General features: G+C 45.8%; 25 protein-coding genes and 2 tRNA genes. 16 read left to right on the top strand and 11 right to left on the bottom strand.

The genetic code is table 11. The features are described 5' to 3' along the window. Window positions 1-31: 31 nt before the first annotated feature. Genes AC570H_RS03860 through AC570H_RS03850 form a run of 3 tightly spaced genes read left to right on the top strand, consistent with a single transcriptional unit; the run spans window position 32 to window position 1,973 of the window. Window positions 32-832 (top strand): metallophosphoesterase family protein, encoded by an 801-nt coding sequence (locus AC570H_RS03860; RefSeq protein WP_497351891.1) that lies wholly within the window; start codon window positions 32-34, stop codon window positions 830-832. After that, a complete protein-coding gene (locus AC570H_RS03855) occupies window positions 798-1,409 on the top strand; it encodes a hypothetical protein (protein ID WP_497354916.1) in 612 nt (203 codons plus the stop codon). The genes AC570H_RS03860 and AC570H_RS03855 overlap by 35 nt, the downstream gene beginning before the upstream one ends. A 6-nt stretch (window positions 1,410-1,415) precedes the next feature. After that, complete coding sequence (locus AC570H_RS03850) at window positions 1,416-1,973, top strand: GNAT family N-acetyltransferase (protein ID WP_497351889.1); 558 nt, start codon at window positions 1,416-1,418, stop codon at window positions 1,971-1,973. On the opposite strand, the gene AC570H_RS03845 is transcribed toward AC570H_RS03850, so the two are convergent. Next, window positions 1,970-2,182 (bottom strand): helix-turn-helix domain-containing protein, encoded by a 213-nt coding sequence (locus AC570H_RS03845; RefSeq protein WP_497351887.1) that lies wholly within the window; start codon window positions 2,180-2,182, stop codon window positions 1,970-1,972. The genes AC570H_RS03850 and AC570H_RS03845 overlap by 4 nt on opposite strands. A 95-nt stretch (window positions 2,183-2,277) precedes the next feature. Beyond that, entirely contained in the window at window positions 2,278-2,790 is a 513-nt protein-coding gene (locus AC570H_RS03840; protein ID WP_497351885.1) for a hypothetical protein, read from the bottom strand. A 384-nt stretch (window positions 2,791-3,174) separates the two neighbouring features. On the opposite strand from AC570H_RS03840, the gene AC570H_RS03835 reads away from it, so the two are divergent. The 4 genes from AC570H_RS03835 to AC570H_RS03820 all read left to right on the top strand — a co-directional run bounded on the left by AC570H_RS03835 (window position 3,175) and on the right by AC570H_RS03820 (window position 7,254). Then, entirely contained in the window at window positions 3,175-4,035 is an 861-nt protein-coding gene (locus AC570H_RS03835) for a sigma-70 family RNA polymerase sigma factor (RefSeq protein WP_055130013.1), read from the top strand. A gap of 97 nt (window positions 4,036-4,132) precedes the next feature. Continuing rightward, window positions 4,133-5,581 (top strand): glyceraldehyde-3-phosphate dehydrogenase, encoded by a 1,449-nt coding sequence (locus AC570H_RS03830; RefSeq protein WP_497351883.1) that lies wholly within the window; start codon window positions 4,133-4,135, stop codon window positions 5,579-5,581. A gap of 164 nt (window positions 5,582-5,745) precedes the next feature. Then, a complete protein-coding gene (locus AC570H_RS03825; protein ID WP_497351881.1) occupies window positions 5,746-6,531 on the top strand; it encodes a PhzF family phenazine biosynthesis protein in 786 nt (261 codons plus the stop codon). Window positions 6,532-6,768: 237 nt separating this feature from the next. Further along, the gene (locus tag AC570H_RS03820) at window positions 6,769-7,254 is read left to right on the top strand and encodes a hypothetical protein (RefSeq protein WP_497351879.1); all 486 of its coding nucleotides are present in this window, start codon (window positions 6,769-6,771) and stop codon (window positions 7,252-7,254) included. On the opposite strand, the gene AC570H_RS03815 is transcribed toward AC570H_RS03820, so the two are convergent. Continuing rightward, window positions 7,251-7,841 carry a DUF502 domain-containing protein gene (locus tag AC570H_RS03815; RefSeq protein WP_497351877.1) on the bottom strand — a complete coding sequence of 197 codons (591 nt, stop codon included), beginning with the start codon at window positions 7,839-7,841 and terminating at the stop codon, window positions 7,251-7,253. The genes AC570H_RS03820 and AC570H_RS03815 overlap by 4 nt on opposite strands. A 9-nt stretch (window positions 7,842-7,850) precedes the next feature. Then, a complete protein-coding gene (locus AC570H_RS03810; RefSeq protein WP_497351875.1) occupies window positions 7,851-10,310 on the bottom strand; it encodes a bifunctional UDP-N-acetylmuramoyl-tripeptide:D-alanyl-D-alanine ligase/alanine racemase in 2,460 nt (819 codons plus the stop codon). A gap of 55 nt (window positions 10,311-10,365) precedes the next feature. Here AC570H_RS03810 and AC570H_RS03805 point away from each other — a divergent pair, with 55 nt between their 5' ends. The 3 genes from AC570H_RS03805 (at window position 10,366) to AC570H_RS03795 (ending at window position 11,191) form a co-directional block, all read left to right on the top strand. Next, the gene (locus AC570H_RS03805) at window positions 10,366-10,857 is read left to right on the top strand and encodes a regulatory protein RecX (RefSeq protein WP_497351873.1); all 492 of its coding nucleotides are present in this window, start codon (window positions 10,366-10,368) and stop codon (window positions 10,855-10,857) included. 124 nt (window positions 10,858-10,981) lie between these two features. Further along, window positions 10,982-11,054 (top strand) — tRNA-Gly (locus AC570H_RS03800). A gap of 52 nt (window positions 11,055-11,106) precedes the next feature. After that, window positions 11,107-11,191: transfer RNA gene (locus AC570H_RS03795), tRNA-Leu, on the top strand. Between the two features lie 545 nt (window positions 11,192-11,736). Here the strand turns inward: AC570H_RS03795 and AC570H_RS03790 are convergent. Together AC570H_RS03790 and AC570H_RS03785 are read right to left on the bottom strand one after the other, a co-directional pair. Further along, a complete protein-coding gene (locus AC570H_RS03790; protein ID WP_497351871.1) occupies window positions 11,737-12,357 on the bottom strand; it encodes a hypothetical protein in 621 nt (206 codons plus the stop codon). Between the two features lie 10 nt (window positions 12,358-12,367). Continuing rightward, a complete protein-coding gene (locus tag AC570H_RS03785; RefSeq protein WP_497351869.1) occupies window positions 12,368-12,631 on the bottom strand; it encodes a hypothetical protein in 264 nt (87 codons plus the stop codon). A gap of 40 nt (window positions 12,632-12,671) precedes the next feature. Here AC570H_RS03785 and AC570H_RS03780 point away from each other — a divergent pair, with 40 nt between their 5' ends. After that, window positions 12,672-13,922 carry a site-specific integrase gene (locus AC570H_RS03780; protein WP_497351867.1) on the top strand — a complete coding sequence of 417 codons (1,251 nt, stop codon included), beginning with the start codon at window positions 12,672-12,674 and terminating at the stop codon, window positions 13,920-13,922. Between the two features lie 137 nt (window positions 13,923-14,059). Here AC570H_RS03780 and AC570H_RS03775 read toward each other — a convergent pair whose 3' ends face one another. Further along, window positions 14,060-15,604: an FAD-dependent oxidoreductase gene (locus AC570H_RS03775; RefSeq protein WP_497351865.1), complete on the bottom strand. Its 1,545-nt coding sequence runs from the start codon at window positions 15,602-15,604 to the stop codon at window positions 14,060-14,062. Between the two features lie 185 nt (window positions 15,605-15,789). Here AC570H_RS03775 and AC570H_RS03770 point away from each other — a divergent pair, with 185 nt between their 5' ends. Further along, a complete protein-coding gene (locus tag AC570H_RS03770) occupies window positions 15,790-16,305 on the top strand; it encodes a ferritin-like domain-containing protein (protein ID WP_497351863.1) in 516 nt (171 codons plus the stop codon). Window positions 16,306-16,369: 64 nt separating this feature from the next. Here the strand turns inward: AC570H_RS03770 and AC570H_RS03765 are convergent, their stop codons facing one another. Then, the gene (locus AC570H_RS03765) at window positions 16,370-16,945 is read right to left on the bottom strand and encodes a CinA family protein (RefSeq protein WP_497351861.1); all 576 of its coding nucleotides are present in this window, start codon (window positions 16,943-16,945) and stop codon (window positions 16,370-16,372) included. 79 nt (window positions 16,946-17,024) lie between these two features. Here AC570H_RS03765 and AC570H_RS03760 point away from each other — a divergent pair, with 79 nt between their 5' ends. Both AC570H_RS03760 and AC570H_RS03755 read left to right on the top strand, forming a co-directional pair. Continuing rightward, entirely contained in the window at window positions 17,025-17,522 is a 498-nt protein-coding gene (locus tag AC570H_RS03760) for a DUF421 domain-containing protein (protein WP_497351859.1), read from the top strand. Window positions 17,523-17,526: 4 nt separating this feature from the next. Then, on the top strand, window positions 17,527-18,321 hold the full coding sequence (locus AC570H_RS03755; RefSeq protein ID WP_497351857.1) for an inorganic diphosphatase: 795 nt from the start codon (window positions 17,527-17,529) through the stop codon (window positions 18,319-18,321). A gap of 20 nt (window positions 18,322-18,341) precedes the next feature. Here AC570H_RS03755 and AC570H_RS03750 read toward each other — a convergent pair whose 3' ends face one another. The 3 genes from AC570H_RS03750 to AC570H_RS03740 are packed head-to-tail and all read right to left on the bottom strand — an operon-like array spanning window position 18,342 to window position 21,758. Beyond that, window positions 18,342-19,067, bottom strand: coding sequence for a DUF421 domain-containing protein (locus AC570H_RS03750; RefSeq protein WP_497351855.1), 726 nt, complete (start codon window positions 19,065-19,067; stop codon window positions 18,342-18,344). A 19-nt stretch (window positions 19,068-19,086) separates the two neighbouring features. Beyond that, window positions 19,087-19,371 carry a hypothetical protein gene (locus AC570H_RS03745; RefSeq protein WP_497351853.1) on the bottom strand — a complete coding sequence of 95 codons (285 nt, stop codon included), beginning with the start codon at window positions 19,369-19,371 and terminating at the stop codon, window positions 19,087-19,089. 20 nt (window positions 19,372-19,391) lie between these two features. After that, the gene (locus AC570H_RS03740; protein ID WP_497351852.1) at window positions 19,392-21,758 is read right to left on the bottom strand and encodes a hypothetical protein; all 2,367 of its coding nucleotides are present in this window, start codon (window positions 21,756-21,758) and stop codon (window positions 19,392-19,394) included. Window positions 21,759-21,863: 105 nt separating this feature from the next. On the opposite strand from AC570H_RS03740, the gene AC570H_RS03735 reads away from it, so the two are divergent. Then, the gene (locus tag AC570H_RS03735) at window positions 21,864-22,235 is read left to right on the top strand and encodes a response regulator (RefSeq protein WP_497351850.1); all 372 of its coding nucleotides are present in this window, start codon (window positions 21,864-21,866) and stop codon (window positions 22,233-22,235) included. A 74-nt stretch (window positions 22,236-22,309) separates the two neighbouring features. Next, window positions 22,310-26,110, top strand: coding sequence for a PAS domain S-box protein (locus AC570H_RS03730; protein ID WP_497351848.1), 3,801 nt, complete (start codon window positions 22,310-22,312; stop codon window positions 26,108-26,110). Window positions 26,111-26,113: the final 3 nt, after the last annotated feature.

Genomic DNA, 26,113 nt, shown 5'->3' with positions numbered 1-26,113 from the left:
CTTTTTCAAACATTTAGATGTTTAAACATTCATGAAAAAACTCCTCAGCTGCTTATGGGTAGCCTGTCTTTTTTTTGCCTGCAATTCAGACGAATATAGTCCCAATCAAGTATTTAATAGACGTACCGCTACCGAAACCAATGCCAAACAAATTGCATTGTTGCCTAAAAAACCTGCAGGCTCCCCTATCCGCATCGCTTTTTCTGGCGACACTCAGCGGAGCTACAAGGAAAGCGAGCTTTTCGTCAACCTGGTTAACCAGCGCAACGACATCGATTTTGTCATTTTAAATGGCGATATCTCAGATTTTGGTCTATTGCTCGAGTTTGATGGCATACACGATATCTACTCCAAGCTTAAAGTGCCTTTCATTAGCGTAATTGGCAATCACGATTTAGTGGCCAACGGTCGGGCGGTATACACCAGGATGTTCGGTCCGCTCAATTTCACCTTTAATTATGCAGGCGTCAAATTTGTTTGCCATGACACCAATGGCCGCGAGTACGATTTTGACGGCAGCACCCCAAACCTCATCTGGCTGAAGGACAACTTAAAATTAGACAACGGCATTACCCATACGGTAGCTGTTTCGCATGTACCTCCCATCGATGGAGATTTCGACCCCAAGCTGGCCCAGGCCTACATGAACCTATTCAATCAAACACCTGGCCTAATAGGATCATTGCACTCGCACCAGCACCATGAATTGCAAACCTATTATGACCACGGCACAGGCATACCTTTTATCATTACAGACGCTATCGTTAAACGCGCCTATACCATCATCGACATCAAGAATGGACAGATCACAGCACAACAGGTTAATTTCTAGCCTAATTATCATGCTCTTCCTGGCTTTGCCAGTAGCCAGCAAGGCACAAAACTCTTTTTGGAAAGGTTTGATACCCGATCAGGCCAACCTGCAATATGCCGGAAGCATTGGTTTTTTGAGCGCAGGCGTCGGCTACAATTTTTTCAAGGAGAAAACCGCATTGAGTTTTCATGTTGGCTATGTGCCCGAAAGCCTTGGAGGCGAGCTCACTATCTTGGCTATTAAGTTTGAATACAAGCCTTGGACCATCCCTATCAAAAATAGCAAGATCATTATCCACCCTTTTAATCCGGTTATTTTTCCTTCTTATACCTTAGGCCAAAATTTTGATTTCGAATTCGAGCGGCCGCAATACAGGAAAGGCTATTACTTTTGGTCGTCGGCCCTGCGTTTACACATTGGCGCCGGCACAGAGGTTAAACTGTTGACCAAACCCAATTCCAAAATCAAATATATAAGTGTTTACGCCGAAGCCAACACCAACGATTTATACCTGTTAAGCTGGTACCAAAACCGAACCAATGCGCCATTCTATAAAATATTTAAATTGGGCTACGGTATACGCGCCTATTTCTAAAACCAAATGATCAGACCAGCTACCAAGGCAGATGTACAAGCCATTGCCAAATTGACAGTGCTCGCCATGGAAGATTTGGCCAAGCAGTTTTGCGCAACCAGCGATGTCGATGAAGCCATAAGCTTATTTGAACAATTTGTGGCTATACCAAGCAATCAGTACAGCTACAGCAATGCTTTGGTTTACCTCATAGATAATCAAATTGCAGGTTCTATTTCAGGTTATGATGGTGGCCAGCTTGAAAACCTGCGCAAGCCCTTCTTTACTTATCTCCAAGAAAAATACCATCCAAACGGCTTTCAGATGGAACTGGAAAGCGAGGCCGGCGAATTTTATATAGATACACTAAGTGTGAATCCGAGCTATCAGGGCAAAGGAATTGGAAAAAGCCTCATTAAAGCCATCCTAACACAGGCAAAAACAATGGGGCATTCGAAAGTAGGCTTATTGGTCGATGTTGAAAATCCCAATGCGGAGAGACTATACAAAAAATTGGGCTTTGTAGCCGATGGCCAAAAATTGCTATTGGGCAAAATACACCGCCACTTGATTTATGTGCTTTAAACCTCTTCTTCCCTGAACTCCAGGATATCGCCAGGCTGGCAATTCAGCGATCTGCAGATTGATTCTAACGTTTCCAGCCTCACCGCCTTCGCCTTTCCCGTCTTTAAAATGGAAAGGTTAGACATGGTAATGCCCACCCTTTCGCTCAGTTCGGTTAGCGACATTTTGCGCTTGGCTAACATTACATCAAGATTTACAATAATCGGCATTTAAACTGTCGGTTGATTTCTGGCTGGACAAAGATGGCAATTCTAAGCACTCTGGCCAATAATTTAAAAGATTAAACATTAAAAACAGCCAACAATTAGATGGTTAGTTCTTGTTCTTTTTTTAATTGTACCGAATAGCCTAGCACGAGTAAAAATATCCATGCCATCACAATGGCAATGATCAGGTCGGCATGTGGCTGCAATTTCAGGCCTCCGTGAGTGAAGTAACCCAGTTGTTCAGCCAAATTTGCATCAGTTGCTTTTGGCATTACGAAGCGCCTAATTATTTCTATGAAAACCAATTTAGTGACCAAGAGTGCAAACAATGATGTAAAAATCTTACGCAATTGCTTAAGGCCCTCTTCAGAAACCAAATTGATAAAAGCTCCCTTTCTGGTGTAAATCAGCCTAAAAAGATGAAAAGCCACCAACGCATAAAGCAAAGTGACCACCAATTGTTTAAGTGCGTCATTAAATACCAGCGAACGCGCGGAATGATGGGCAAAAGCCGGGTAGAGCTTAATGATCGATTCGATAATGAATATAGCTACCGCTACGGTCCATACGCCTATCGCCATCTTTTGCATTTTTTTTGCCTGTGTATTCATATTTTAAATTTTAAATAGGACAATCAGATCCACTTTTAATTTTTAAAAACTTAGCTAAGTGTTGTCTTGTTGTCATCTTTGACAGTGTGCTTTAAACTTTCGAATATTTTTGAAATACTTAAATAAAAATATTGCATTACAAATAGAAATAATATTTATTAAAAATCAAAATGTTTTTATTGTAAATCAATAAATATTTGTTCTGTAAAGGCAAAAAGTCAAATTTACTGACATTTATAAATTGGAATGATTTTTGTAGTCAAGTAATTGTTAAAAAATGTGACGTAAAGCCTAACATTTTCAGCATTTTACCCTTTCGTTCTGTATAAATTTTTGTATTTTTGCAGCTTCGATACTATATTTTCAGAGGACTAAAACACATAAATGAGACAACTCAAAATAACCCAATCCATTACCAACCGCGAAAGTCAATCATTAGACAAATACTTGCACGAGATTGGAAAAGTAGATTTAATTACCGCAGAAGAAGAAGTAATATTAGCACGTAAGATTCGCGAAGGCGATCAGGCCGCTTTAGAGCGTTTGACCAAAACCAACTTGCGTTTTGTTGTATCGGTAGCTAAACAGTATCAAAACCAAGGCCTAACCCTAGGCGATTTAATTAACGAAGGCAACCTGGGCCTGATCAAAGCCGCCAAGCGTTTTGACGAGACCAAAGGTTTTAAATTCATTTCTTACGCCGTTTGGTGGATCCGTCAATCGATTTTGCAGGCAATTGCCGAGCAGAGCCGTATTGTACGTTTGCCATTAAATCAAGTAGGTTCATTAAGCAAAATCAGCAAAGCCTTCTCTAAGTTAGAGCAGGAATATGAGCGTGAGCCATCGCCTGAAGAATTGGCAGATATTCTAGAAACAACCGTTGATAAGATTTCTGACACTTTGAGCAACTCTGGCCGTCACGTATCAATGGATGCACCTTTTGTGCAGGGCGAAGAAAATACATTGCTTGATGTATTGGAAAACCATGAGCCAAATACAGACAGCAACTTGATCAACGAGTCGCTTTCCGAAGAGATCAAACGTTCATTGTCTACCCTAACCGAGCGTGAGCGCGAAATCATTGTACTTTTCTTTGGCTTAAGCACTAATCACCCGCTTTCATTGGAAGAAATTGGCGAAAAGTTCAATTTAACTCGCGAGCGTGTTCGTCAGATCAAAGACAAAGCCTTGCAACGCTTACGTCATACCTCAAGAAGCAAGATTTTAAAATCATACTTGGGATAAGCTAAATCCTGAAGGATAACGAATTAATAGAAAAAGATTGGGTACTCGCTCGATCTTTTTTACTTTTGTGCCTTTCTAACCAAATCAAATTTCTTGTATGTTAAACAAATATCAATCAGAGTTTCAAAACTGGATTGAAAAGGAGAAAAAAGCGCTCGAGCTGATCAGTGCGGTGGGACACCTATGGTTTGACCGGTCTATTGAACTTGTCCTTTTTCGTAAACCTTTATTCGATGTAGGAAGCAGCGAAATATTGGCTTATCACCAATACGCTAAAGAAGTAAGTGGAAAAGACATTTCTATTTACGAAACCCTAGAACTGGCCAGCACCATTTCCAAATGCAACATTGCGCCTTCAAGGATTGACGTGGGCCGTTTGGCCGCCGAATGGCTTGACGAAAGCAATGGACACTCTTCTATGCACGATTTCATCATCAGCAAACTGGGCAACCACATCGGCAAAGACAAAATCAGTCTAAAACCGAAAGACGTGGTATTATATGGCTTTGGCCGTATTGGCCGCATTGCAGCCCGCGAGTTGATTGTACAGGCTGGAAAAGGCGAACAATTGCGTTTAAGGGCTATTGTTACCCGTAGCTATAGCGACGAGGAACTGATTAAAAGAGCGGAATTGTTGCGTACCGATTCGATACACGGTCCTTTCAACGGTACCATCATCGAGGATTTTGAAAACAAGGCGCTGATTGTAAACGGACAAACCATTTACATCATTGCTGCCAAAACACCCGAAGAAATCGACTATACCGCCTATGGTATTGAAAATGCTTTATTGATCGACAATACCGGGGTTTTCCGCGATCGCGATGGCTTGGGCAGGCATTTGAATGCTAAAGGCATCACCAAGGTATTGCTAACCGCTCCGGCAAAAGGCGATATCCCGAATATTGTAACTGGCATTAACGATGCCGACTTCAATTACGAAACCGAAACTATTTTTTCTAATGCATCATGTACCACCAATGCCATTGTACCAGTTCTAAAAGTAATCGACAGTGCATTTGGGATTGAAAAAGGCCACATTGAAACGGTGCACTCTTACACCAACGACCAGAACCTTTTAGATAACTACCACAAGAAATACCGCCGTGGACGTTCTGCCGCGCTCAATTTGGTGATTACCGAAACTGGGGCCGATAAGGCCGTAGCCAAGGTTATTCCGCATTTGGGTGGCAAATTAACAGGCAATGCCGTGCGTGTACCTACGCCAAATGTTTCGCTGGCCATCTTAAATCTTTCTTTAGACAAAACAACCTCTAAAGAAGAAGTAGAAAGCGTATTGAAACAAGCTTCTCTTTTTGGCGACCTGTCTGAACAGTTGGAGTATTCCATTTCAAACGAATTGGTAAGCACCGACTTGATCGGCAACAGCCATGCTTCCATTGTTGATGGTCCGGCTACGATTATTGCCCGCGACAATAAATCAATCGTATTGTATGCCTGGTACGACAATGAATACGGCTATACACGTCAGGTGATCCGTTTGGCCAAAAAACTGGCTGGCGTAGTGAGGCTTACTTATTACTAATTAAAACAGGGAATAAAGAATAGGGAATAGAATGTGGGAAATAGAGAAAGTAGTTCTGTTTTTCATTGAAATTCCCTATTTTTCTTTTTTTACAAGAGCAGAGAATAAGGAATAATACCCGCTTAACATTATTCTATTTCCCCACACCTATTCCTTTTAAGAAAATGAAACTTCCTATATTTCAGGTCGATGCTTTTACCGACCATCTTTTTGGTGGCAATCCAGCCGCTGTAGTACCCTTAAAGGAGTGGCTTTCGCCACCAGAAATGCAAAAAATAGCTGCAGAAAACAACCTGGCCGAAACTGCATTCTTTGTTCCTCAAGGCGAAAATTTTGAGTTGCGCTGGTTTACACCCGAACTGGAGATAGATTTATGTGGACACGCCACCTTGGCTACCGCACACATTCTTTTTACCGAATTGGGCCATCGCCAATCGCACATTCATTTTCATACCTTAAAGGCAGGCACGTTAACTGTAACGAGAGAGGGCAATTTATACACTTTAGATTTCCCTTCAAGACCAGTAATCGATTGCGAAATACCTGATGGTTTATTGGCGGCCATGGGTGGCCAAACGCCGATCGAAGTTTGGAAGTCGAGGGATTATTTATTGGTTTATGAAAGCGAAGCGGTTGTCTTGGCGCTCAAACCTGATTTTGTGGCCCTTAGCAAGATTGACATGATGGGCGTAATAGCCACGGCAAAAGGCGATCACAGCGATTTTGTTTCCAGGTTCTTTATTCCGGCAGCAGGCGTTAACGAAGATCCCGTTACGGGTTCTGCACATTGCAACCTCATTCCCTATTGGGCAGCGAAACTGGGCAAAACAGCACTCCATGCCTATCAGGTATCGGCCAGAAGAGGCGAATTATGGTGCAGCCTAAAAGGCGATCGAGTGCACATGGCTGGCAAGGCGGTTACTTATCTTAAAGGCGAAATCTATATTTAATCGGCTCGTTGGCTGATTAGTTGATTAGTAGATTTCATTCGAGATAGATCCTTAGCTATGCTCTGGATGACAAAGGAATGGAGTTTGTCAACTCAGCACTTATCGATTTGGCTTTCTACACCAAGCCATAGACTATCGACTACAGACTATTGACTAAGGACTTCAGACTAAAAAATCCCTTCCCCTGTAACTAATTGCTCTTCAAATTGTCTATTAGGTATATAAATTCCTTAGGTTATGGATGCGATACTCACTTGGACAAAAGGGCTTTTCGAAAGCAACTACCAGATTTTTAGCAATGGGCAGATTAAAAACAGTTTGCTTTTTAACACCTGGAGAAACGAAGCACAGGGCATAGGTACCGACCAAAATTATTATTTCAGGACGTCGGGCTTTCTGCATCCCACTACCAGCATCCTCAACCAGCAAATGGAATTGATAGGCACCATTACCTACAGTTCGTTCCAAACAAAGGCCACTTTGCAAATGAAATCGGGTGAGCAATTCATGTGGAATTTTACCAATGGCTGGTATTCTAGGTGGACGATCAGCAATTTTCAGGACAAACAGATCTCATTTGACTCGAACAGCAGCAGCGGTGTAATCAGCACCAATACTGACGACGAAGTACTGTTACTTGCCGGTTTGTTTATCAGGGAATATCATTCGAGGCTGCTTATTTTTATCATCCTGCTTATTTTTATCCCTATCTTTCTGCATTAAAAATGGCTAACGCCCCCGCTTACCACTAATTTCATGGCATCGGCTGCGCTCATGTTTAAAGGCTTGATTTTTTCCTTGCTTACAATGTAAACCTGTCCGGCAAAAGAATACGAAAAAGGAAAATAGACAATTACATCCTCAGGCAAATCAAGCTTGCTTAAATCGTTTTGCGTTAAAAAGCCTATTCGTTTCATGCCACCTTCCGATTCTACCAGCACCGGGTGATTGAACTTTTTCTCATCGCCAACAAAAGCCTCCGTCAGGTCTTTGATAGAGCTAAAAATAAAATTGATCAAAGGCAAACGGTTCAGCATGCGCTGAAACCAATTGTACATAGGCTCGGTTACGAAATTGGTTACGAAAATACCAGCCACTAAAATGATGGCAATCACCAAGGCCAAGCCCAAGCCTGGAATATTTCGGTTGGCGCCCGTTGCCGGGTTAATGCCCAGAAAGTTATTCAGGTTTAACCAGCTATCTACGGTGGTTACGGCCCAAATTACAATAAAAATGCTGAGTGCAATGGGTACAACAACTAACAAACCTTTAATAAGGTAGTTCAATATGGCTTTTCCAATCCTGTTCATGACGCAAAGTTACTCATAAAAATAAACTCGCTTTACGCGTTGCGAGATATTGGTCAGGATTTCGTAGGGAATCGTGCCAATTTGGTTCGCCAGTTCTACAATACTATGCATTTCGTTAAATACAATTACTTCTTCGCCTGTTTTCACATCCAGTCCGGTAATATCCAACATACACATGTCCATGCAAATCGAGCCTATGGTAGGCACCAGTTTCCCTTGAATAAGCATTTGACCTACCCCATTGCCAAATTTGCGTGTATAGCCATCGGCATAGCCAATTTTAACGGTTGCAATCCTTCCTCCGTTAGGCATCACCCCTCTCCTGCTATAGCCTACGGTTTCTCCGGCTTGCAGCTCCTTTACCTGAGTAACGGTAGTTTTGAGTACAGCTACCGTTTGCAGGCCCCTATTGTCTTTTAAGGCACTATCGAAGCCATAGAGACCAATCCCTAGGCGAACCATATCAAAATGGGCAGCAGGCCAACGCGTAATTCCAGAAGTATTTAGTGCATGCCTGATGGGCCTATAGCTGATACCTGTTGCCAGTTCTTCATAAAGCGAATGGTAAGCTTCCAACTGCTTTTCGGTAAAACCATCGTGTTGCGCATCATCGGTGGCTACCAAATGGGTAAAGGCAGAAACGACATGAAGCTGTGCATTATCCTTTAACAACATGATCAACTCAGGCAAATCGGCATTTTCAAAACCCAAACGATGCATGCCCGTATCGAGTTTGATGTGAATGGGAAATGACGCCACAGCTGCCGGCAGAAAATGCATAAAGCTCTTTAAAACGCTCAGGTTATAAATTTCCGGTTCCAATTGATGCTTAAGCATGGCTTCGAATGCCGAAGGTTCTGGACTCATCACCATAATTGGCAAACTGATTCCCGCCTTGCGCAAAGCGATCCCCTCGTCTGCATAAGCTACTGCCAAATAATCCACTTTGTGATACTGCAAAAGATTGGCAATTTCGAAACTTCCGCTGCCATAAGAAAAAGCTTTTACCATCGCCATGGTTTTGATGCCTGGCTTAAGCTTTGAACGATAAAACTGCAGGTTGCCCAGCATAGCATTCAAGTTAATCTCGAGCACGGTATCATGTATTTTCTGTGTAAGCAGTTTACTGATGCGTTCAAAGCCGAACTTACGGGCGCCCTTAACCAAAATGGTTTCATTGGAAAAACTGAGGGTGGGAAATTGTGCTATAAAATCCTGTGTACTTTCAAAAAATGAGGCTTCCAGCTTAAATTGGTCGGCAAATGCCGAAATATTTGGACCAATCCCTATTAACCTATTCAGTCCTTTTTGTGCTAACAAAGCCGCTATTTCCGTATACAATACTTCATTGCTTTTGCCACTTTCATAAATATCCGACAGAATGAGTGTTTTTTTGGGATGTTGGTTCTGTTGGTTCAAAAAATCGAGTGCTATGGCCAATGATGAGCTGTCGGCACTATAAGAGTCATCTATCACCGAACAATTTTCTATACCATTGATCAGCGCCAGGCGCATACTTACCGATGTAAGTTTTTCCAAACGCAGATCGGCCTCTTGTGGGGTATAGCCCAAAGCCAGCAAAGTAGCCCAGCAAATGATGCCATTTTCTACCGAAGCCCTATCGCTAAAGGGAATAAGGCATTCAATTTCTTTGTTTTGGTAAACTGCCCTGATGTAATTCTTGCCTTCTATCGGTTCGATAAACGATACCTGCAGATCGGCAGTTTGCGATGTACTCCACGAAAACTTGGTTTTCCCAGGCAAATCCTGCTCCTTTATCCCGGCAGTATAGGCCGGCGAATACACCAATAGCTCTACATCTTTAAAAAGCAGCAACTTCTCCTTGAGCTTCTCTGTACTGTTTTCAAAGCCTTCAGCATGCGCTTCGCCAATATTGGTCAACACGCCTACCGTTGGTGCAATGATATTGGCCAACACTTCCATTTCGCCTTTTTTGGATATCCCTGCTTCAAATATGCCCAGATCATGGGTTTCATTGAGTTGCCAAACCGACAAGGGCACACCAATTTGAGAGTTGAAGCTTTTCGGGCTCCGAACAATGTTAAAATCAGGCGCCAGCAACTGATACAGCCATTCTTTAACAATGGTTTTTCCATTGCTTCCGGTTACGCCGATTACTTTGAGTTCGTTTGATTTCCTGTGCGCGATGACCAGCTGCTGCATGGCCTTAAGCACATCGGCTACCTGCAAAAAATTGGCATTGGGGTAAGCTGCATAATCAACAGGATCGGACACTACAAAATTACGCAGACCGTTTTGGTAGGCATTCGCTATAAATTGATGGCCATCTCGCTGGGCCTTTAGCGCAAAAAACAAAGAAGCTTCTGGATCAATCAGCGTACGGCTATCGGTTAGCAATTGGGTAATCAATGTATCCGGTGCCGAAAGATGTGCCTGGGCGCCTAAAATCTGGGCAATATATGCGATAGAATATTGTTCTTGACTCATTGTAGAAGAAAAATACAGGATTGCTGTTATTTTTTACGAATTTCAACATTTAATTATGAAAAGCCCTAAAGAAAAGCCATTGATTTTGGATAAAAAAACAGCATTGGCCAAAGCCGAAAGCTGGTGCGCCTATCAGGAGCGCTCGCAACAGGAAGTGCGCAACAAGCTTTACGATTGGGAGCTTAAGCCAAGCGAGGTAGAAGAAGTAATTGGGGAACTGATTGTAAATAATTTTTTAAACGAAGAAAGGTTTGCCCTAGCCTACGCTTCGGGCAAGGCGAATATCAAAAAATGGGGCAAACTCAAAATCAGGCAGGGACTGAAACTGAAAAAGGTTCCAGACAAACTGATCCAAAAAGCGTTGAATAGCATTGATGGCGACAAATATTTTGAAGATTTATGCCAAGCCGTGCTCAAAAAAGAAAAAACGCTGAACGAAAAAGATCCCTTCAAAAAGAAATATAAGCTGTTAAACTACCTTATGGGCAAAGGCTATGAAAAAGATTTAATTTTTCTTGCACTGAAAGCCAATAACTTAAGTGACTAAGCCGATTTTTTATTAAAAAAATGTTGACGGGAATATAAATCTGTTTATATTTGCAAACCCAAACGGAGAAACGCACTGTAAAAAAGGCCAACTTCGGGGAAATATCGGATGATATTTATACCATGCGAAAGTAGCTCAGTTGGTAGAGCACGACCTTGCCAAGGTCGGGGTCGCGAGTTCGAATCTCGTCTTTCGCTCTAAATGCCTTCCTAACCGGAGGCATTTAACATTAAATAGCTAACCCAGCTTGCTCAGATGGTGGAACTGGTAGACACGCAGGACTTAAAATCCTGTGCCCTCAACAGGCGTGCGGGTTCGATTCCCGCTCTGAGTACGGAAGATGTAACTATCTGATTATCAGACAGTTACAAAATAAATTAGGGGTATGAACCTAAAAACATAAAAGCCTGTAAGTCAGAAACTTACAGGCTTTTTCTTTAAAAAAACAGCTCATAAAACACAAATTTTCAAGCGTCTTTTCGGCCTATTTTTTCCAACTATCTGCTGGAATTTGTCCAGTTAATCAATTAAAGAAATTTATTGATTTCGAACATAAAGAGTTCGCTTTGTCTAGAGAGGTATGTCCTAAAATCTGCATTGCAGTCTAGATTTCCATTGTGTCCAGTTCCAAATTTTTAATCTGGTCGTCTTTTTCCAGTTTCTTTACAATGTTGACATTTAATCCAAACCTTATAAGGTCTATCAGTTTCAAATCATTAGTGCCATAAATATGATTAAAAAATAGTCATCCGGTAATAATTGGGAGGCATATAAATACACTATCAGCTTATTAAGCTTGTAGCTTATGAAATAGGAACACGCTTAATATTTGTTTCATCATTCTTTGGTCTGATCGTTAAAATTAGCTTCAGGTTTAATCTATTTGCAGTATGACATGGCGAATACTGATACCTTGCCGAGCATGCTTTCACTAATTCTATATTTGCGTTTCAGGTTGCCATAAAATTCATCGTCGAGCCTATTTATCATGGCCATATGTTCTTCGCCATAATCTGGATACCTGGCATCGGCCTTGTGGATATTGTCAAGTTCGTTTTTCTTTATCATATCAGAAAAGGTGCAGAGGTCCAGTCCTCTTTTGCCTAAATATCCTTTCAATTTCTCCAACTCGATTTCATCCTTAGTTTTTACCTTGTCCGCTATATTGTTTAATGCCTCAATCTTGAAATTATTGAAAGTGATTTCTGGTTGCGCATATCCAGGCCGCTTTATGAGCATTGCTATCCAATTGGATTTATCTTCAAAGGCATCTTTGGAAGTAAACAGATATACTCCCAATACCGTAGCAACATCATAGCTTTCAAAAATCTTTTTGCCACGGCTGAGATCAAATACATCCAGCAATACCTCTTTTAAGGCATTTCGTGTATAGATACTATCCTTATACGCAACGTATTCCAAAAGTTGCGCTTTGCCACTTGTTTCTGATTTCACCTCTTCTATTATTTCAAAGTTCTCCCGTTTTTGCTTGTTTATCAATATATCTCTTTTAGCTGTATTGGCCTTCTTTTGATTTGAATTTTGGCATCCAATGAGAAGAGAGATCAAAAGGGAAAACACGATAGTTTTTTTCATAAATAGGAGTTTGCCATTGATTTAATTGTTTATCTATTTTTTTGGATTTTACGAATATAAAGTGAGAAATGGGAAAATGGTTACGGCAAACCGTAATCACTGAGAGATCACCATGAAGTAAAGGGATCATGACTAATTTCATAACAAACTCTTCTTGAAAACGGTAGTTTGATCCCATTTCGGAACCCGATATTTATCCTGGTTAACTCGCTGGAAAGATGTTGGAAAAAAGCTTCGGGCTAAGGTTCTATTTAAAACAGTCCAAAAGCCCCAATAAAAGGCTCCGCTTCGTGTATCTAAGGATTACAGTTGATGGGAAGGCAAAGGAGCTGTCCATAAAAAGAAAATGGGACCCTGACAGGTGGAACCAGGAAAAGTGCCGGGCCTCCGGAGCGCAGGAAGATGCAGTTAGTCTGAATTCGTTCATTGAATCCGTGAGGGCCAAAATCTACCAGACAAAGAAAACATTTTTTGACAGCAACAGGGAACTGACTTCAGAAAGCCTGGTAAATGTGTTGTTGGGGATTGAGCCGGAAAGCCGGATGGTACTGGACATTTTCGGGAAGCACATCGAATCGATCCGGGCAATGATTGGCACGACCCATAAGGCAAGGACGGTCCAGAGGTACCAAACTACATACAAACATCTTTTAAGCTTTATCGAATCCAGATTCCCTGGCACCGACTTTGAGCTTAGGCTGGTAAGCCATGACTTTGTATTGGACTTTTACAATTGGCTGAGAAAGGAAAATTCCTGTTCCTACAATTCGGCTGTCAAATACCTGAGCCTCTTCAAGCGGATTATTCTTATCTGCAGGAAAAGGGGTTGGCTAAAAGCCGACCCTTTTGCCGACATAAAGACCTCCCCAAAGGAAATCCAGGTATCCCCATTAAAGGCGAACGAGCTCAGGCTGATAAGGGACAGCGAGCTGCTTTGCACACGCCTCTCTCCCGTGCGCGACATCTTTGTTTTCTGCTGCGACACTGGGCTTGCGTATACCGACGTCAAAAACCTTCGGCGCCAAGACATTTTCTTGGGTATTGATGGTAAAAAATGGATTTCCTTTAATCGGGAAAAGACCGGTTCGCCCTGCCAGATACCCCTGTTGAAAACGGCACTTCGGATCCTGAACAATTATGGGCACCATCCCAAGTGCATGGCGAGCGGGCTGGCATTGCCTGTCCTATCCAATCAGCGGATGAACAAATACCTAAAGGAGATTGCATTGCTCTGCGGAATCACGCGAAGGATCACCTTCCATACCGCCCGCCACACGTTCGCTACGACTGTCACGCTAAGCAATGGAGTACCTATAGAAACAGTATCCAAAATGTTGGGACACAAATCAATTAGGCAGACCCAACACTATGCAAAGGTTATCGAAACCAAAGTTTCGCAGGATATGGAGGATTTAAAGAACAGGTTGAGCGAAGCAATGCCGAATGGAAAAGCCTTTAATCCGTTTTAAACGAACCAATCTGCTGACATTATTATATGGCTCAATAACTGTTACTATGCATTTACTGATATCTTCTATAGTCCCCCATCGAAACTGCTGATCAATTCAATCTGCCGTTTCATAAGCTCCTAATAAAAGAGAATGCCTTAGTGCAGTTTTACTACAGCCAGATCTTTTTGTGGAGGGCCACAGATGACCCGGCCATGCAAATCGAACCGGCCGCCATGGCATGGACAGTCCCAGCTTCGCTCTGCCGGATTAAAACCGACTATGCAACCAGCATGCGTGCATATCGGGTTCAGGGCTTTGATTTTGCCTGTAGGTGTTTTGTAGATTGCCAGTTTCTCGCCTTCAAAATCAACTACTTTGCCTTCGCCCCGTTTTATTTCCTTCAATGTTCCTATGGCTTCAGAGGAAAGCCGATCCGCCAAAAAGTGGTAGGCGACGTCTGCGTTTTCCTTTACAAATTCGCTGAATCCGGCAATCGGCTTAATTCGGCCCGGACTGAACAGTTTGGCATATTCGTTTTCCTTTTCCAAGATCAAATCGGCAATGATCTTAGCCGAAAGCGTTCCAAAAACCATTCCGTTGCCGTTGAAGCCGGTAGCAATATAGGTTTGCCCATCGCCCATCGGCATTTTGCCGATGTAGGGAAGGCCGTCAACCGGCACATAGTATTGGGCTGACCAGCGATAGGGAATTGACCTGACCTTAAAATATTGACGTGCATATTTTTCCAGGTTTGCAAATGCCGCCTCAGGATCTCCATGCCCAGTTTTATGGTCTTCGCCACCCAGAACGAGTATTTTCTCTCCTTCTACGACATGCGTCCTGAAGTAATGGTAAGGCTCCTGCATATCATAGGAAAGGCAATCTGGATAAGCCTCTTCTGCGGCGAGCCTAATGCCCAAAACATAGCTCCGGTAAGGAGCGCACCTGAAACTGAGCAGGTTGATGCCAGGCGGAATATGTGTGGCATATACCAGGTTTTTGGCCTGCAGCCTGGAGTTGCCGGTGGCAATTTCATAGGTCCCATCCTCAAACCTGGCATCGTTTACAAAGGTATTTTCGGCGATAACGCCACCCAGCCTGACAAATTCCTGTGCCAATTTCAAGATGTATTTTACGGGATGGAACTGTGCCTGGTCTTTAAACACCAACGCATGCTGGAAATTGATGGGCAATCCGTTTTCTTCGGTTTCGGTTACATCAACGCCGGCATTTTTCGACGATTCGAGGATCTTGGCCAGTTGCTTTGTTTCTTCATCGGTTTGGGAAAACAGAAACCCGTTCCTGGTTTCAAGGTCGCAGTCTATCTTGTAGGTTTTTACGAAACCGCTGATCATCGCCATGGCTTCCCTGCCGGCCTTGGCAACCAGTTTCGAGGCTCCCATTCCAAAATCGCTTTCTATTTCCGGGTAGGTTGCATCAAAAAAAGTATTGAGATGGGCACTGGTTCCACTGGTCGTCCCAAAGCCGATCTGATGGCCTTCCGCCAGCAGGCATTGCCTGCCGGCCTTCTGCAGCAGAAGTGCCGTGGTTATTCCCGTAATGCCGCCACCAACGACAACTACGTCATAAACCATTTCCTTTGACGGCATTTGCCCAGCTGTTTCCCGCCGGACAAGCTGCCAAATACTGGTCGTCCTGCTGTCCCTTTTGATTTTCTGGCTGTATGATTTCTTTTTCATATCGAAAGGCTTGAACAATTGGAAAACATTGTCGCCTTTCAAATAGTTTGCACAACTGCCCGATATAGTATAGCTTATTTGAGTACCCCTATTTTGAGTTTTTTTTTGCTTGGGAGCCCTAACATCGGCAAACCATTAACGCACATCGGGTGTTAGTCTAAAATCTTACCAAATTTCAATGAAAAATGAAAACAACAAAACAAACACCGCAAATGCCCAACGGGCACCTGCACGAACTCTTTATAGACGAACTTAGAGATATCCTGGGTGCAGAAAAGCAATTGTTAAAAGGGCTAAAAAAAATGGCAGATGCCGCAGTTGGCGAAGAGCTTAAAAAAGCCTTTAAAACCCATTATGGTCAGACAGAAGGCCAAATCGAAAGGCTGAAGCAGGTTTTCGATTCGCTGGGACTGGCCGCCCGCGGAAAAAAATGCAAAGCCATGGAAGGCTTGCTTGAAGAAGCCGACGAGATTATCGAGAGCTTCGGAGGCGACCCGGCCCTTGACGCGGCATTGATAACAGCCGCGCAAAAGGTGGAGCACTATGAAATAGCCAGCTATGGCTGCCTGGTTACCTTTGCCAGGCTCATGGAGCACGACGATGCCGGGCAATTGTTGCAGAGTACCCTCGACGAGGAAAAACAAACCGATGTCCTGCTCACAGAAATCGCAATGGCGGGAGCAAACGAGGTGACAGCCTAAAGAAATGGTTATCAAAAAAAGCCGGGCAAAGCCCGGCTTTTTTTGCAGGAAAAATTATGCAGGTTTAACCAATGCTGACCAGGTATTTCTTTAACAGCAGCGCAACGCGGCCGACAGCCTTTATTATAATCTGCTCGGGCGAGCCGCTAAATACCTTCCGGTCTTCAAAGATCTTGTTTTCGCCAAGCATTGCGCATACAAACACCGTACCCACAGGCTTCTCTTCGGTTTCGCTGCCCCCCGGGCTTACCAGGCCGGTTACTCCAATATAAATATCGGCAGGTATGAGAAGCATCAGCCCGGAAGCAATTGCATAGGTTACCTCTGCCGACTCCGGTGTATATTGTTCAATAAGTTTTGCAGACACTTTCAAAATGCTTTCCTTTAACAGCGCATCGTAGCATACGAAAGCGCCCTTGAGAAACCTGCCGGAGTCCTTTGCAAGGCTGAATTCCATAGCCATCCTTCCGGCGGTTGCACTTTCTGCAAATGCCAAAGAAAGGCCCTTTTCGGCAAGCAATGTTCCGCATTCTTCAATTAATCTCCTGTTCATACAAATCAACGCTAGATGCCAACCTAACATTAAAGCCAGCTCTTTGTTTGCCCCATGGGAGTTTTTAGGCTGCAATGGATTTTCCAAACATTTTCACGTAAAAACTGGTTATCAATTCAAAGCCCGTTGCCATGGACGGGCAAACGTTACAAGACACCAAAAACAGATGGAATGGCTAGAATACATATGGGGAACCGGAAATACGCTGAGCGTCGTCCAGATGTCGGTCAGGGCACTGGCCGCCGTTCCGATTGCCTGGCTGCTGCTGCGCATTTCCGGCCGGCGATCCTTTGGCTTCCGGACGCCGCTGGATAACACCATCGCCATCCTGCTGGGCGCGATGCTGGCAAGGGGCGTTGTGGGAGCCTCGCCGTTCGTTCCGGTCACCGTAGCCAGTCTGTCCATCGTGCTGCTCCACCGCGGGGCGGCTATATTGGCCGTGCGAAGCGAAAGGTTTGGACAGATGGTCAACGGCAAAAAGATCGTTCTTTACAGGGAAGGCCATTTTCTGCGAGCGAATATGCGCCGTGCATTGGTCAGTGAAGAAGACATTCTCCAAGGCATCAGGCAACTGGCCCTTTTAGACAGCCTGGAACAGGTTGATACTGTCTATCTGGAACGCGATGGGCAGCTCAGCGTCATCAAAAAATACAAAATAAGCTAAAGCTATGGATATCATTGTAGAAACGCCGAGCGAAAGTACAGCCAAATATGATTTCAACCCGGGAAAGGGAAGATTTGAGCTGGGAAAAATGTTGCCCGTAGGCCTGGCCTTCCCCTACGACTTCGGCTACATTCCCGGAACAAAAGGCGAAGACGGAGATCCTTTGGATGCGCTGGTTATCAGCGAAATCCAGACTTTCCCTGGTTGTCTGCTGGAATGCAGGCTGATCGGCGGCATCAAAGCGGAACAGACCGGCAGAGACGGCAAAAAAGTACGCAACGACCGTTTTCTTGCCGTACCCGAAGCATCGGTCCAATATGCAAAAACCAAATCTATGGGCCAGCTGTCGACGAAGACCAAAAAACAGCTTTTGGAATTCTTTGAAAACTACAATCGGCAGGAGGGCCGAAACTTCAAGCTCCTGCAGTGGCTCACCGCAAAACAGGCGCAGTCCATCGTCGATACTGCGCTGGGCCATCCGTCCGATCCGTCCTTTCTGGTTCAGCTGTTCCTGCCGCTCGCCAATGGTGCAGGAAAGCCTTATCCAGAAAGCCATTTCAATAAGCTTAAAGAAACGCTGGCTAAAAAATTCGGAGGCGTAAGCACATATGGACAGTCTCCCGTTTCGGGAACATGGAAAAACGGTAAGGGGCGACAGGAAAAAGACTGCCTACAAGTGTTTGAGGTAATGGCCGGCGAAATAGACAAGCCATATTGGACAGGACTGCGAAAGTCCCTGGAAAAAAGCTTCGGGCAACAGTCCATCCTTATAAGGCGCTTGTCTATGGAGCTGCTCTGAGTGTGATAAGAAGATGAATTTTATTTTTCTTCTTTTGGCTTGGGTACTACCGAAGGCGTCCATTCCTTTTCCTTGCATCGGGAGCAGCTTCCAAAACGGCCATGCCTTCCGAATTCGTGTGTATAGCCGCAGCTGGTGCAGCTGTACCAGCCTTCATCGGCCACCCTTTCGTCCGCATTGCTGAACCTTGATTCGGGCAGGTGCTCTTCAGGCATTATACCTAGTCCTGGCCTGATATGCCCCTTGCTGTAGCACCAGACGGAGATCATCCCGGAAGTTTCAAAAAATGCATGTTTGACTTCGCCCAGATGCTCGATGTCTTTGCCTCTAAGAAAACGGAAGAGGTCTTCGTGGCTAAGGCTGTTACGGTCAAGCGACTCGGTAATGATCAGCCCTTCTTTAACCAGGCAATCCGGTCGCCCTTCCATAAATGCTTCCAGTTTTTTGTTCCGGTTGATGATCCATTCGGTCCCGATCTGCAGAAGGGCTACGGTTGTGATCACGACCATTCCATGAATGATTGGAATATCAATTCCCATCATCGGATCGCCTACCGCAGAACCGAAGCAGATGATAATGGCCAGTTCCAGCGTAGAGAGCTGGCCCATGCTCCTTTTTCCCAAAAATCGAAGAAGCAAAATAGTATAGGTATACATTGTCGCGGTTCTGAAGACAATCTCCAGCAAAAAAACATAGGGCAGGTCGCCAAAGAACATGTGGTGAAAGTCGAATATATTTTTGTCCATTTGCAAATGTTAGGGATATCTAGGTTTTGTCTTCCATATAAAGTTCTATTTCCGTGCCGATGCGGTCGGCCAATTGGTCGCTCCAGTCAATTTCCACCCGTTCTCCCGGCTGTCCGCGTTCGTACCGCGGAAAAAGTCCATGGGCTATTTCTTCATCGGGTACCCGTTCCCAATGGCCGCACTCCCTGCGTACCGCTCCGAATATGCTCCCATAATAAATAACCAAAAAATAGCCATCCTCTTCCACTATCGTCAATACGATATCCTCGCTGCCATATTTTGTCCTGATGTCAAATGTTTCCATAGCCGATTGTTGTTTCTTAATTACATCTTAAGCTTCCAGGCGATCGATATCTCTTCGTTTCCCGCAACGCGATATTCAATATGTCCGCCGGCGAGCCTTGTCCCCTTAATTTTGTGTTTTCCCCTACCTGTTACAACAAAGGCCGGCAGCGCCACCCTGGCCGATTTGACCATTGCCAAACGACACTCTAGCCTCCCGTCGCCCTTTAGTTTAAACCTGATCGACCCCCTACCTATTTTTACTCCATCAAACGGGTAGTCTACATACACCATAAAATCTGATTTGGGTATCCTGATGAAATGCCGCGGCAGAATTCCAAAGGCGTTGCCAGCACCATAAACCTCTTGTCCGACAGTTCCGGAAGAGCACCAGCCATCTTGTAGGTCTTCGAGCGCAATCCACAGTTTTGTATCTACTTCTCCGGTCTTGGGCTTTTTTTCCAGCATGTCCGCAGGAAGCATGGGTGGGTAATAGTATGCTGCCCGGTTTACCAGGTAGCGGATGTACTCTGAAACCAGCAGGCGCACCGAGGGCAGGATATCCAGGCCTTCAGCATTGAATAGGTAATCGTGCAGGGCACAAAACACCTCCTGTTCCTCATAAACAGCTGTATATGGTGCGTCGTTTAAGGGGTAGAGCGCAAAAAAGGAAGGAAAGTATTTGCCGTTGCCATAGTTGCAGTCCCACAGCTTTGCGTTTCGGAAAATGCCTGCCAGACAGGAATAGCTCAGGTCCAGATATCTTGCCTTGCCGGTTATCCTGTGGAGCCTGAGCAGGGCACCAGCGGCAAAGGCCGTATTGTTTGCCTGATAAAAAATACCGAATCCGAGCCCTTGAAGCTTTTTCGCTGCCTTTTCGGCTTCCCTAAGGTAGCCCGCCTTGCCGCTCAGTTCATAGGCCTGCAACAGGATGTGGATGTAAGTGCCCGGCACGTCTTTTTCTCCACCCTTCCCGGGGGCGGTTTCGGCTTTTATGGTTTCGAGCGTATCCATTTTATAGAACACCGGCCACTGATACTTGAAATGCCTTGCCACTTTAATGGCATATTTCAGCGACGAAAAAAACAGATTTTTTGCCTGTTGGTCGCCTTTCAGTGCCAGGCGCGAGAGATTGAGCAAAGGGTGGTGGAGGTACCAGGAATCCATGACGTTGGGCTTTTTTTGCTCCTCTTCTCCTTTTAGATGATTTTCTGCCGCCGGAAGCCATCGTACGATGGTGCCTAGCTTTTCATCATAGAACGAAGGCAGGCCCTCCCTAATCGTTGATATTGCACCGAGCGTATTGCCGCTCCACTCGGCATAATCGGTCAGCGGAAGCATAACTGCCAGCTGCACCATGATTTCGGGCGGGGTGGCGTAGTCGCTTACATAGGCGTTGAAATATTTATGCCCCCCCACCTGAGACCAGCATCCCGGACTTTCCAACAGGTCTTTCAGGCCCTTTCGCAAAATGGCAGGCCAGTCTTGGTAATGGGTCTCCGGCCTGGGCAGCAGCAAATAGACATGCGCCAATAGGTCTAGATAACCCGAAGCCACCTGTTCCACATCCTTCGCCGTTTCCGGATCGAAGGCTACAAAAGCGTCTGCGATGACCACCTTCTTGCCACCGATCAACGGTTCCGTTCCAGCCGGCAGGGCAAAGCCGAGTTCTGGCCAGCACCCGCCTACCGAACCCGAACTACTGGCCTTGCCTTGCTCGCAATACTCGCCCAAAGCCGTAAGGTTCTGCATATAAAGTACTTTCCCCTCAAAAGGCGCCTCAAAATAGAGAAAGCCGGACCTTCCTCCCTCCTGTTGCGCATAAATCTGTCTGGGGGCATCGGAGAGGCATCCGTCTGCTGCAATAGCCAGGATATCGCGTGGCCAAAAGGGCATAAAAAGATCTTTATCCGGGAAAAGCGTTGTTGTATAACGGATCATGGGCATGCTCCCAGCCACGATACTGAAGGATGCCATAATTTTACCTCCGGCAAAAGACATGGTAAATTCCGCACCGTTTGTATTTTCTTTGATTTGCAGCATCTCCAGTCTCCCCGCCGGCGCGAGCGCGAGCCTGAACCAAAGCTTATCTCCGTTTCCGCGCGCAGCCGAAGCCCAAAGCGAACCAGAAACAAGGCATATGGCAAACCTGTATCCGGCACATTCCGCACCGAACAGGGGGAAAAGTTCTTTTGCCAGTTCTGAACTGGCAGCAATTGCCCAGGGAGATGACGGCATGGTATTGAGGTTAGGGTTTTGCAGCTGATTCAGTTTTTGCTCATGCCATGTAACACGGGGCCCGAGGCATTTGTTTTTTGCAATGCCGCAAATTTCAGAGATAATGGTTTTAACGGCGCTACAAAAGCCGAGGCTGGAAAATGAATCCATAAAAGCGCCTTTTCTTGGCATGAGGGGCATTCCCATATAGATTGCTCTGCCTCCGGTACGCTTTAGCCATGGCAAATGCGATGAAAAATATTTCTTTAAATGATAATCTTCCCTATATTTATGGCCATGGCAACAGATGGCAAACGTGTCCTGGTTTTTGACGACGACGAGGACCTTTTGATTATTTTTCGTTTTTTTTTCGAAGAGCACGGCTGGGAAGTCCACACCTCGGAAACCAGCGACAATGCGGCAACAAAAGCAAAAGCTGCACGCCCGTCGGTTATACTGATGGACAATTGGATACCTTCTATCGGTGGGATCGAGGCAACCAGGTTACTTAAGGCAGATGAAGAGCTCAGGGCAATACCCGTAATCTATATTTCGGCCAACAATGACGTCGAGGCGCTCGCCGATAAAGCAGGCGCAGATGGCTATATGGCAAAGCCGTTCGACTTCGATGCGCTTGTCGAACTCGCCGATAACCTGGCAAAACAATAGATCGGCCAATTTGTTAATATGTTGTAGGCCGAAAACCAACAGATTTTACTCAAACCTACTTTTAGCATATCCAGATGGAAACCAATAGGAGCCATGGGAAGGAGTTCCCGTTTTTGCACGGAGGGGGAACAACATCCGAACACATCAGATCGCTGGACTGGACAGCTACTCCACTTGGTCCAGCCGATGCCTGGCCTTCCGCGCTTAGGCAATCGATCGCTACCTTATTATCCAGCCCCCTACCTTCTCTAATTTGCTGGGGCAAAGACCTTACCCTGCTTTGCAACGATGCTTTTGCACAAATCGTCACGAAGTCTCTTCTGGATTTCCTCGGACAGAAGGCGGAAAAGGCTTTTGCCCATAGCTGGGAAGCCATTAGCCCTGCACTTATCCGGTCCCTGTCTGGAAAAGCAGGATTGCTCCCCAGCCAAAACATGCCTTTTGGTACGGGAAACAGATATTTTGACATCAGTTGCAGCCCCGTTTGCGACGAATTGGCGAATGTGAGAGGTGTCTACGTAGTCTTTATAGAGGTAACCGAAAAAATCCGTCTTGCAGACAGCCTAAGGGATAGCAGGCAGAGTATCCGTAATTCCATAAGCAGCGCGCCAATAGGAATCTGTGTACTGAAAGGGGATTCCCTCACCATAGAGGAAGTAAACGACAGGTTCCTGAAGATCATGGGCAAAGCACGCGAAGAAATGGAACACCAACCTTTTTCTGATGCCATGGGTCCAACCAAGGGGAACTATGTTCAGGCAGCAGCAAATGTGCTAAAAACCGGCAAGGCCATGCATTCAAAGGAACAGCAGCTCTCGGTTCGCAAAAAAAACATCGAAGGCAGCATTTATGCCGACCTGTTCTTTGAGCCCGTAACCGATGCAAGCGGCACAACAGTTGCCGTCACCATGTTTGCGGCAGACGTAACAGATCGCGTACTCGCCGGCAGCTCTCTGCAGAGCATCAACGACGATATGGTTGCCGTGAACGAGGAGCTTATTTCCTCCAACGAAGAGCTACAGGCTGTCAACGAAGAATTCGCTGCGTCCCAGGCACAGCTTGAAGAATCTCTGGAAACCATTTCCGAACGCGAGCAGCAGATCTTGGCTATCGTTGAAAGCGCGCCCTTCCCGATCGCAGTCTATACCGGAAGAGAAATGCTGATCACCCATGCCAACCGGTCGATCACAGAGGTTTGGGGAAAGGGGCCCGACGTCATAGGAAAAAGCTATTTCCAACTCCTGCCAGAGCTGGAAGACCAGGACATCTATTCGCAGCTGGATGGCGTTTATCTTACGGGCAAGCCGTTCCATGCAAGGAACCGGCGCATCACATTGAACATGAACGGAGAGCTAAAGGACTTCTATTTCAACTATAGCTTCACTCCGCTTTTCGACAAATCGGGGAAGGTATACGGCGTGATGAATACCGCAGCGGACGTTTCCGATCTGGTAACGGCCAAACAAAGGGCAGAATACAGCGAGGAAAACTTTCGTAGCATGATTGCGCAGGCTCCGGTAGCAATGAGCCTTCTCAAAGGCCCGGATTTTATTGTAGAGATGGTTAACGGAGCAATGCTGGATATCTGGGGGAAGGCCAAAGATGGCGTGCTGGACAGGCCTGTTTTCGATGCGCTTCCAGATGCCAGGGAACAGGGCCTAGAACATGTAATGGCCGAGGTCTACAGAACGGGAGAGCCGTTCTTTGCCTACGAGCAACCCGTATCGCTGATCCGCCACGGCAAGTCCGACACCGTTTTTCAGAACTTTGTCTACCAGCCCTACCGCGACGGCAAGGGAAATATACAGGGAGTGCTTGCCATATCGCTGGATGTGACCGAGCAGGTAAAGGCAAGGCTGGAGGTCCAAAAGGCCTATGACCAGGTTGCCCTGTCTAAAAAGGCCGCCCAATTGGGAACCTTCGATATGGACCTGAGGAAGGGCACAATGATCTGGGACGACAGGTGCCGAGAGCTTTTTGGCATTTCCCATAGCCATGAGGTCAGCTACGAAAAGGACTTTGTTACAGGTCTTCACCCCGACGATCGAAGTAGGGTTACCGAAACGATCGATAGGCTGTTCGACAAAAGCCAAAGCGACGGCGAATACGATATCGAATATAGGACGGTTGGTGTAGAAGATGGCCAGGTACGCTGGGTCCGTGCAAAGGGAAAGGTCTATTTCGAGGGGGAAACACCGGTTCGCTTCATAGGATCAGTAATCGATGTCACCCGACAGAAGCTGGACGAAATACGTTTGGCCGAATATGCCGAAAAACAGGCCCGATTGGCCTCGATCGTGAGCTCTTCAGACGACATCATCGTCAGTAAGACACTTGAAGGCATTATTACCAGCTGGAACAGCGCTGCCGAGCGCACCTTTGGCTACAGCGAAGCAGAAGCCGTCGGGCGCCATATTACCCTGATCATTCCTCCCGACCGCATGCAGGAAGAGCAATATATCATGTCCAGCATCCGAAAGGGTGCAAAGGTGGACCACTTCGAAACCGTAAGGATAGGCAAGGATGGCCGCAACATACACCTGTCCATTACCGTATCTCCCATAATAGATGATAACGGCACCATCATCGGAGCCTCCAAGATAGCAAGGGATATCGGCACCAGGGTAGCCTCGCAGCAAGCCTCAAAAAGATATACCGAACGTCTGGAGATTATGAACATGGTCATCGGGGCCGTGTCCGAGGAACTGGACCTCAACAAGATCCTGCAGAAGGTAACGGACGCCACGACAGAGCTTACCGGAGCGAAATTCGGCGCCTTTTTCTATAACAGGACCGATAATCTCGGTGAATCCTATATGCTGTTTACGCTTTCAGGGGCCCCACGCGAGGCATTCGAAAAATTCGGGATGCCTCGAAATACGGCAGTCTTCCACCCTACGTTTTCAGGGGAAGGCATCGTACGTTCCGACGATATTACCAAGGATCCGAGGTACGGCCGCAACGATCCCCACTTCGGCATGCCGAAGGGCCATCTGCCCGTGGTAAGCTATTTGGCGGTACCCGTAACGTCAAGGTCGGGCGAGGTAATAGGCGGGCTGTTCTTTGGCCATCCCGATCCTTCAAGGTTCACGGCAGAGCACGAAACACTGGTTTCTTCTATTGCCGCCCAGGCGGCCATCAGCCTTGACAATGCAAAGCTTTTTGAAGAAGTAAAGGCCTTGAATGACAAGAAAGACGAATTTATAGGCCTTGCCAGCCACGAGCTGAAGACTCCTCTGTCAAGCATTAGCGGCTACCTGCAGATCATCAACCGGCTTTCTGTAGATATCCAGCTGAAAAAATACCTCGAAAAGGCATCCCAACAGGTTTCAAGGCTTACCTCTCTGGTCAACGACCTGCTTGACGTGTCTAAGATAGAAGCCGGAAAGCTTAGGCTTGCCGCGGAAAGGTTCGATCTTGTACCTGTCATAGAGGAGGCAGTAGAACTGATCAGGCAAGGTGCACCGAAATACCAAATTTCCTTCTCTTCCAATACCCAGCCATGCATGACCGATGGGGATGCCCAACGGATAGAACAAGTCGTCATCAACCTGCTTTCCAATGCCATCAAGTATTCCCCGGGCGCAGACCGTGTCGAAGTTGCTTTGCAGAGGCAACCTGACAAGGCAATAGTCAGCATCCGGGATTTTGGATTGGGCATACCCGAAGACAAGCTGGCGAACATCTTTACACGCTTTTACAGGATCGATGAGGCTGCTCCGAATATTTCCGGACTTGGGATAGGCCTTTATCTTTCCCACGAGATCATCACCAGGCATTCTGGCGAAATCTGGGCAGAAAGCAAGCTGGGACACGGAAGCACCTTTTTCTTCTCACTTCCCCTTCCTGCAGATACTCTCCGGAGCGAGACCTAAGCC

The organism is Pedobacter sp. B4419 (genome assembly GCF_059693725.1).
This window is presented reverse-complemented; position numbering and strand designations above follow the sequence as displayed.

What these genes read in the sequence shown, in the direction of transcription:
- AC570H_RS03810 (WP_497351875.1), bottom strand. Translation starts at nt 10,310, where the DNA reads ATGAGTCAAGAACAATATTCTATCGCATATATTGCCCAGATTTTAGGC.
- AC570H_RS03805 (WP_497351873.1), top strand. Translation starts at nt 10,366, where the DNA reads ATGAAAAGCCCTAAAGAAAAGCCATTGATTTTGGATAAAAAAACAGCA.
- AC570H_RS03730 (WP_497351848.1), top strand. Translation starts at nt 22,310, where the DNA reads ATGGAAACCAATAGGAGCCATGGGAAGGAGTTCCCGTTTTTGCACGGA.
- AC570H_RS03840 (WP_497351885.1), bottom strand. Translation starts at nt 2,790, where the DNA reads ATGAATACACAGGCAAAAAAAATGCAAAAGATGGCGATAGGCGTATGG.
- AC570H_RS03855 (WP_497354916.1), top strand. Translation starts at nt 798, where the DNA reads ATGGACAGATCACAGCACAACAGGTTAATTTCTAGCCTAATTATCATG.
- AC570H_RS03780 (WP_497351867.1), top strand. Translation starts at nt 12,672, where the DNA reads ATGTTGGAAAAAAGCTTCGGGCTAAGGTTCTATTTAAAACAGTCCAAA.
- AC570H_RS03815 (WP_497351877.1), bottom strand. Translation starts at nt 7,841, where the DNA reads ATGAACAGGATTGGAAAAGCCATATTGAACTACCTTATTAAAGGTTTG.
- AC570H_RS03750 (WP_497351855.1), bottom strand. Translation starts at nt 19,067, where the DNA reads ATGGACAAAAATATATTCGACTTTCACCACATGTTCTTTGGCGACCTG.
- AC570H_RS03860 (WP_497351891.1), top strand. Translation starts at nt 32, where the DNA reads ATGAAAAAACTCCTCAGCTGCTTATGGGTAGCCTGTCTTTTTTTTGCC.
- AC570H_RS03760 (WP_497351859.1), top strand. Translation starts at nt 17,025, where the DNA reads ATGGAATGGCTAGAATACATATGGGGAACCGGAAATACGCTGAGCGTC.
- AC570H_RS03755 (WP_497351857.1), top strand. Translation starts at nt 17,527, where the DNA reads ATGGATATCATTGTAGAAACGCCGAGCGAAAGTACAGCCAAATATGAT.
- AC570H_RS03850 (WP_497351889.1), top strand. Translation starts at nt 1,416, where the DNA reads ATGATCAGACCAGCTACCAAGGCAGATGTACAAGCCATTGCCAAATTG.
- AC570H_RS03740 (WP_497351852.1), bottom strand. Translation starts at nt 21,758, where the DNA reads ATGCCAAGAAAAGGCGCTTTTATGGATTCATTTTCCAGCCTCGGCTTT.
- AC570H_RS03835 (WP_055130013.1), top strand. Translation starts at nt 3,175, where the DNA reads ATGAGACAACTCAAAATAACCCAATCCATTACCAACCGCGAAAGTCAA.
- AC570H_RS03820 (WP_497351879.1), top strand. Translation starts at nt 6,769, where the DNA reads ATGGATGCGATACTCACTTGGACAAAAGGGCTTTTCGAAAGCAACTAC.
- AC570H_RS03735 (WP_497351850.1), top strand. Translation starts at nt 21,864, where the DNA reads ATGGCAACAGATGGCAAACGTGTCCTGGTTTTTGACGACGACGAGGAC.
- AC570H_RS03745 (WP_497351853.1), bottom strand. Translation starts at nt 19,371, where the DNA reads ATGGAAACATTTGACATCAGGACAAAATATGGCAGCGAGGATATCGTA.
- AC570H_RS03825 (WP_497351881.1), top strand. Translation starts at nt 5,746, where the DNA reads ATGAAACTTCCTATATTTCAGGTCGATGCTTTTACCGACCATCTTTTT.
- AC570H_RS03785 (WP_497351869.1), bottom strand. Translation starts at nt 12,631, where the DNA reads ATGGGATCAAACTACCGTTTTCAAGAAGAGTTTGTTATGAAATTAGTC.
- AC570H_RS03845 (WP_497351887.1), bottom strand. Translation starts at nt 2,182, where the DNA reads ATGCCGATTATTGTAAATCTTGATGTAATGTTAGCCAAGCGCAAAATG.
- AC570H_RS03775 (WP_497351865.1), bottom strand. Translation starts at nt 15,604, where the DNA reads ATGAAAAAGAAATCATACAGCCAGAAAATCAAAAGGGACAGCAGGACG.
- AC570H_RS03830 (WP_497351883.1), top strand. Translation starts at nt 4,133, where the DNA reads ATGTTAAACAAATATCAATCAGAGTTTCAAAACTGGATTGAAAAGGAG.
- AC570H_RS03770 (WP_497351863.1), top strand. Translation starts at nt 15,790, where the DNA reads ATGAAAACAACAAAACAAACACCGCAAATGCCCAACGGGCACCTGCAC.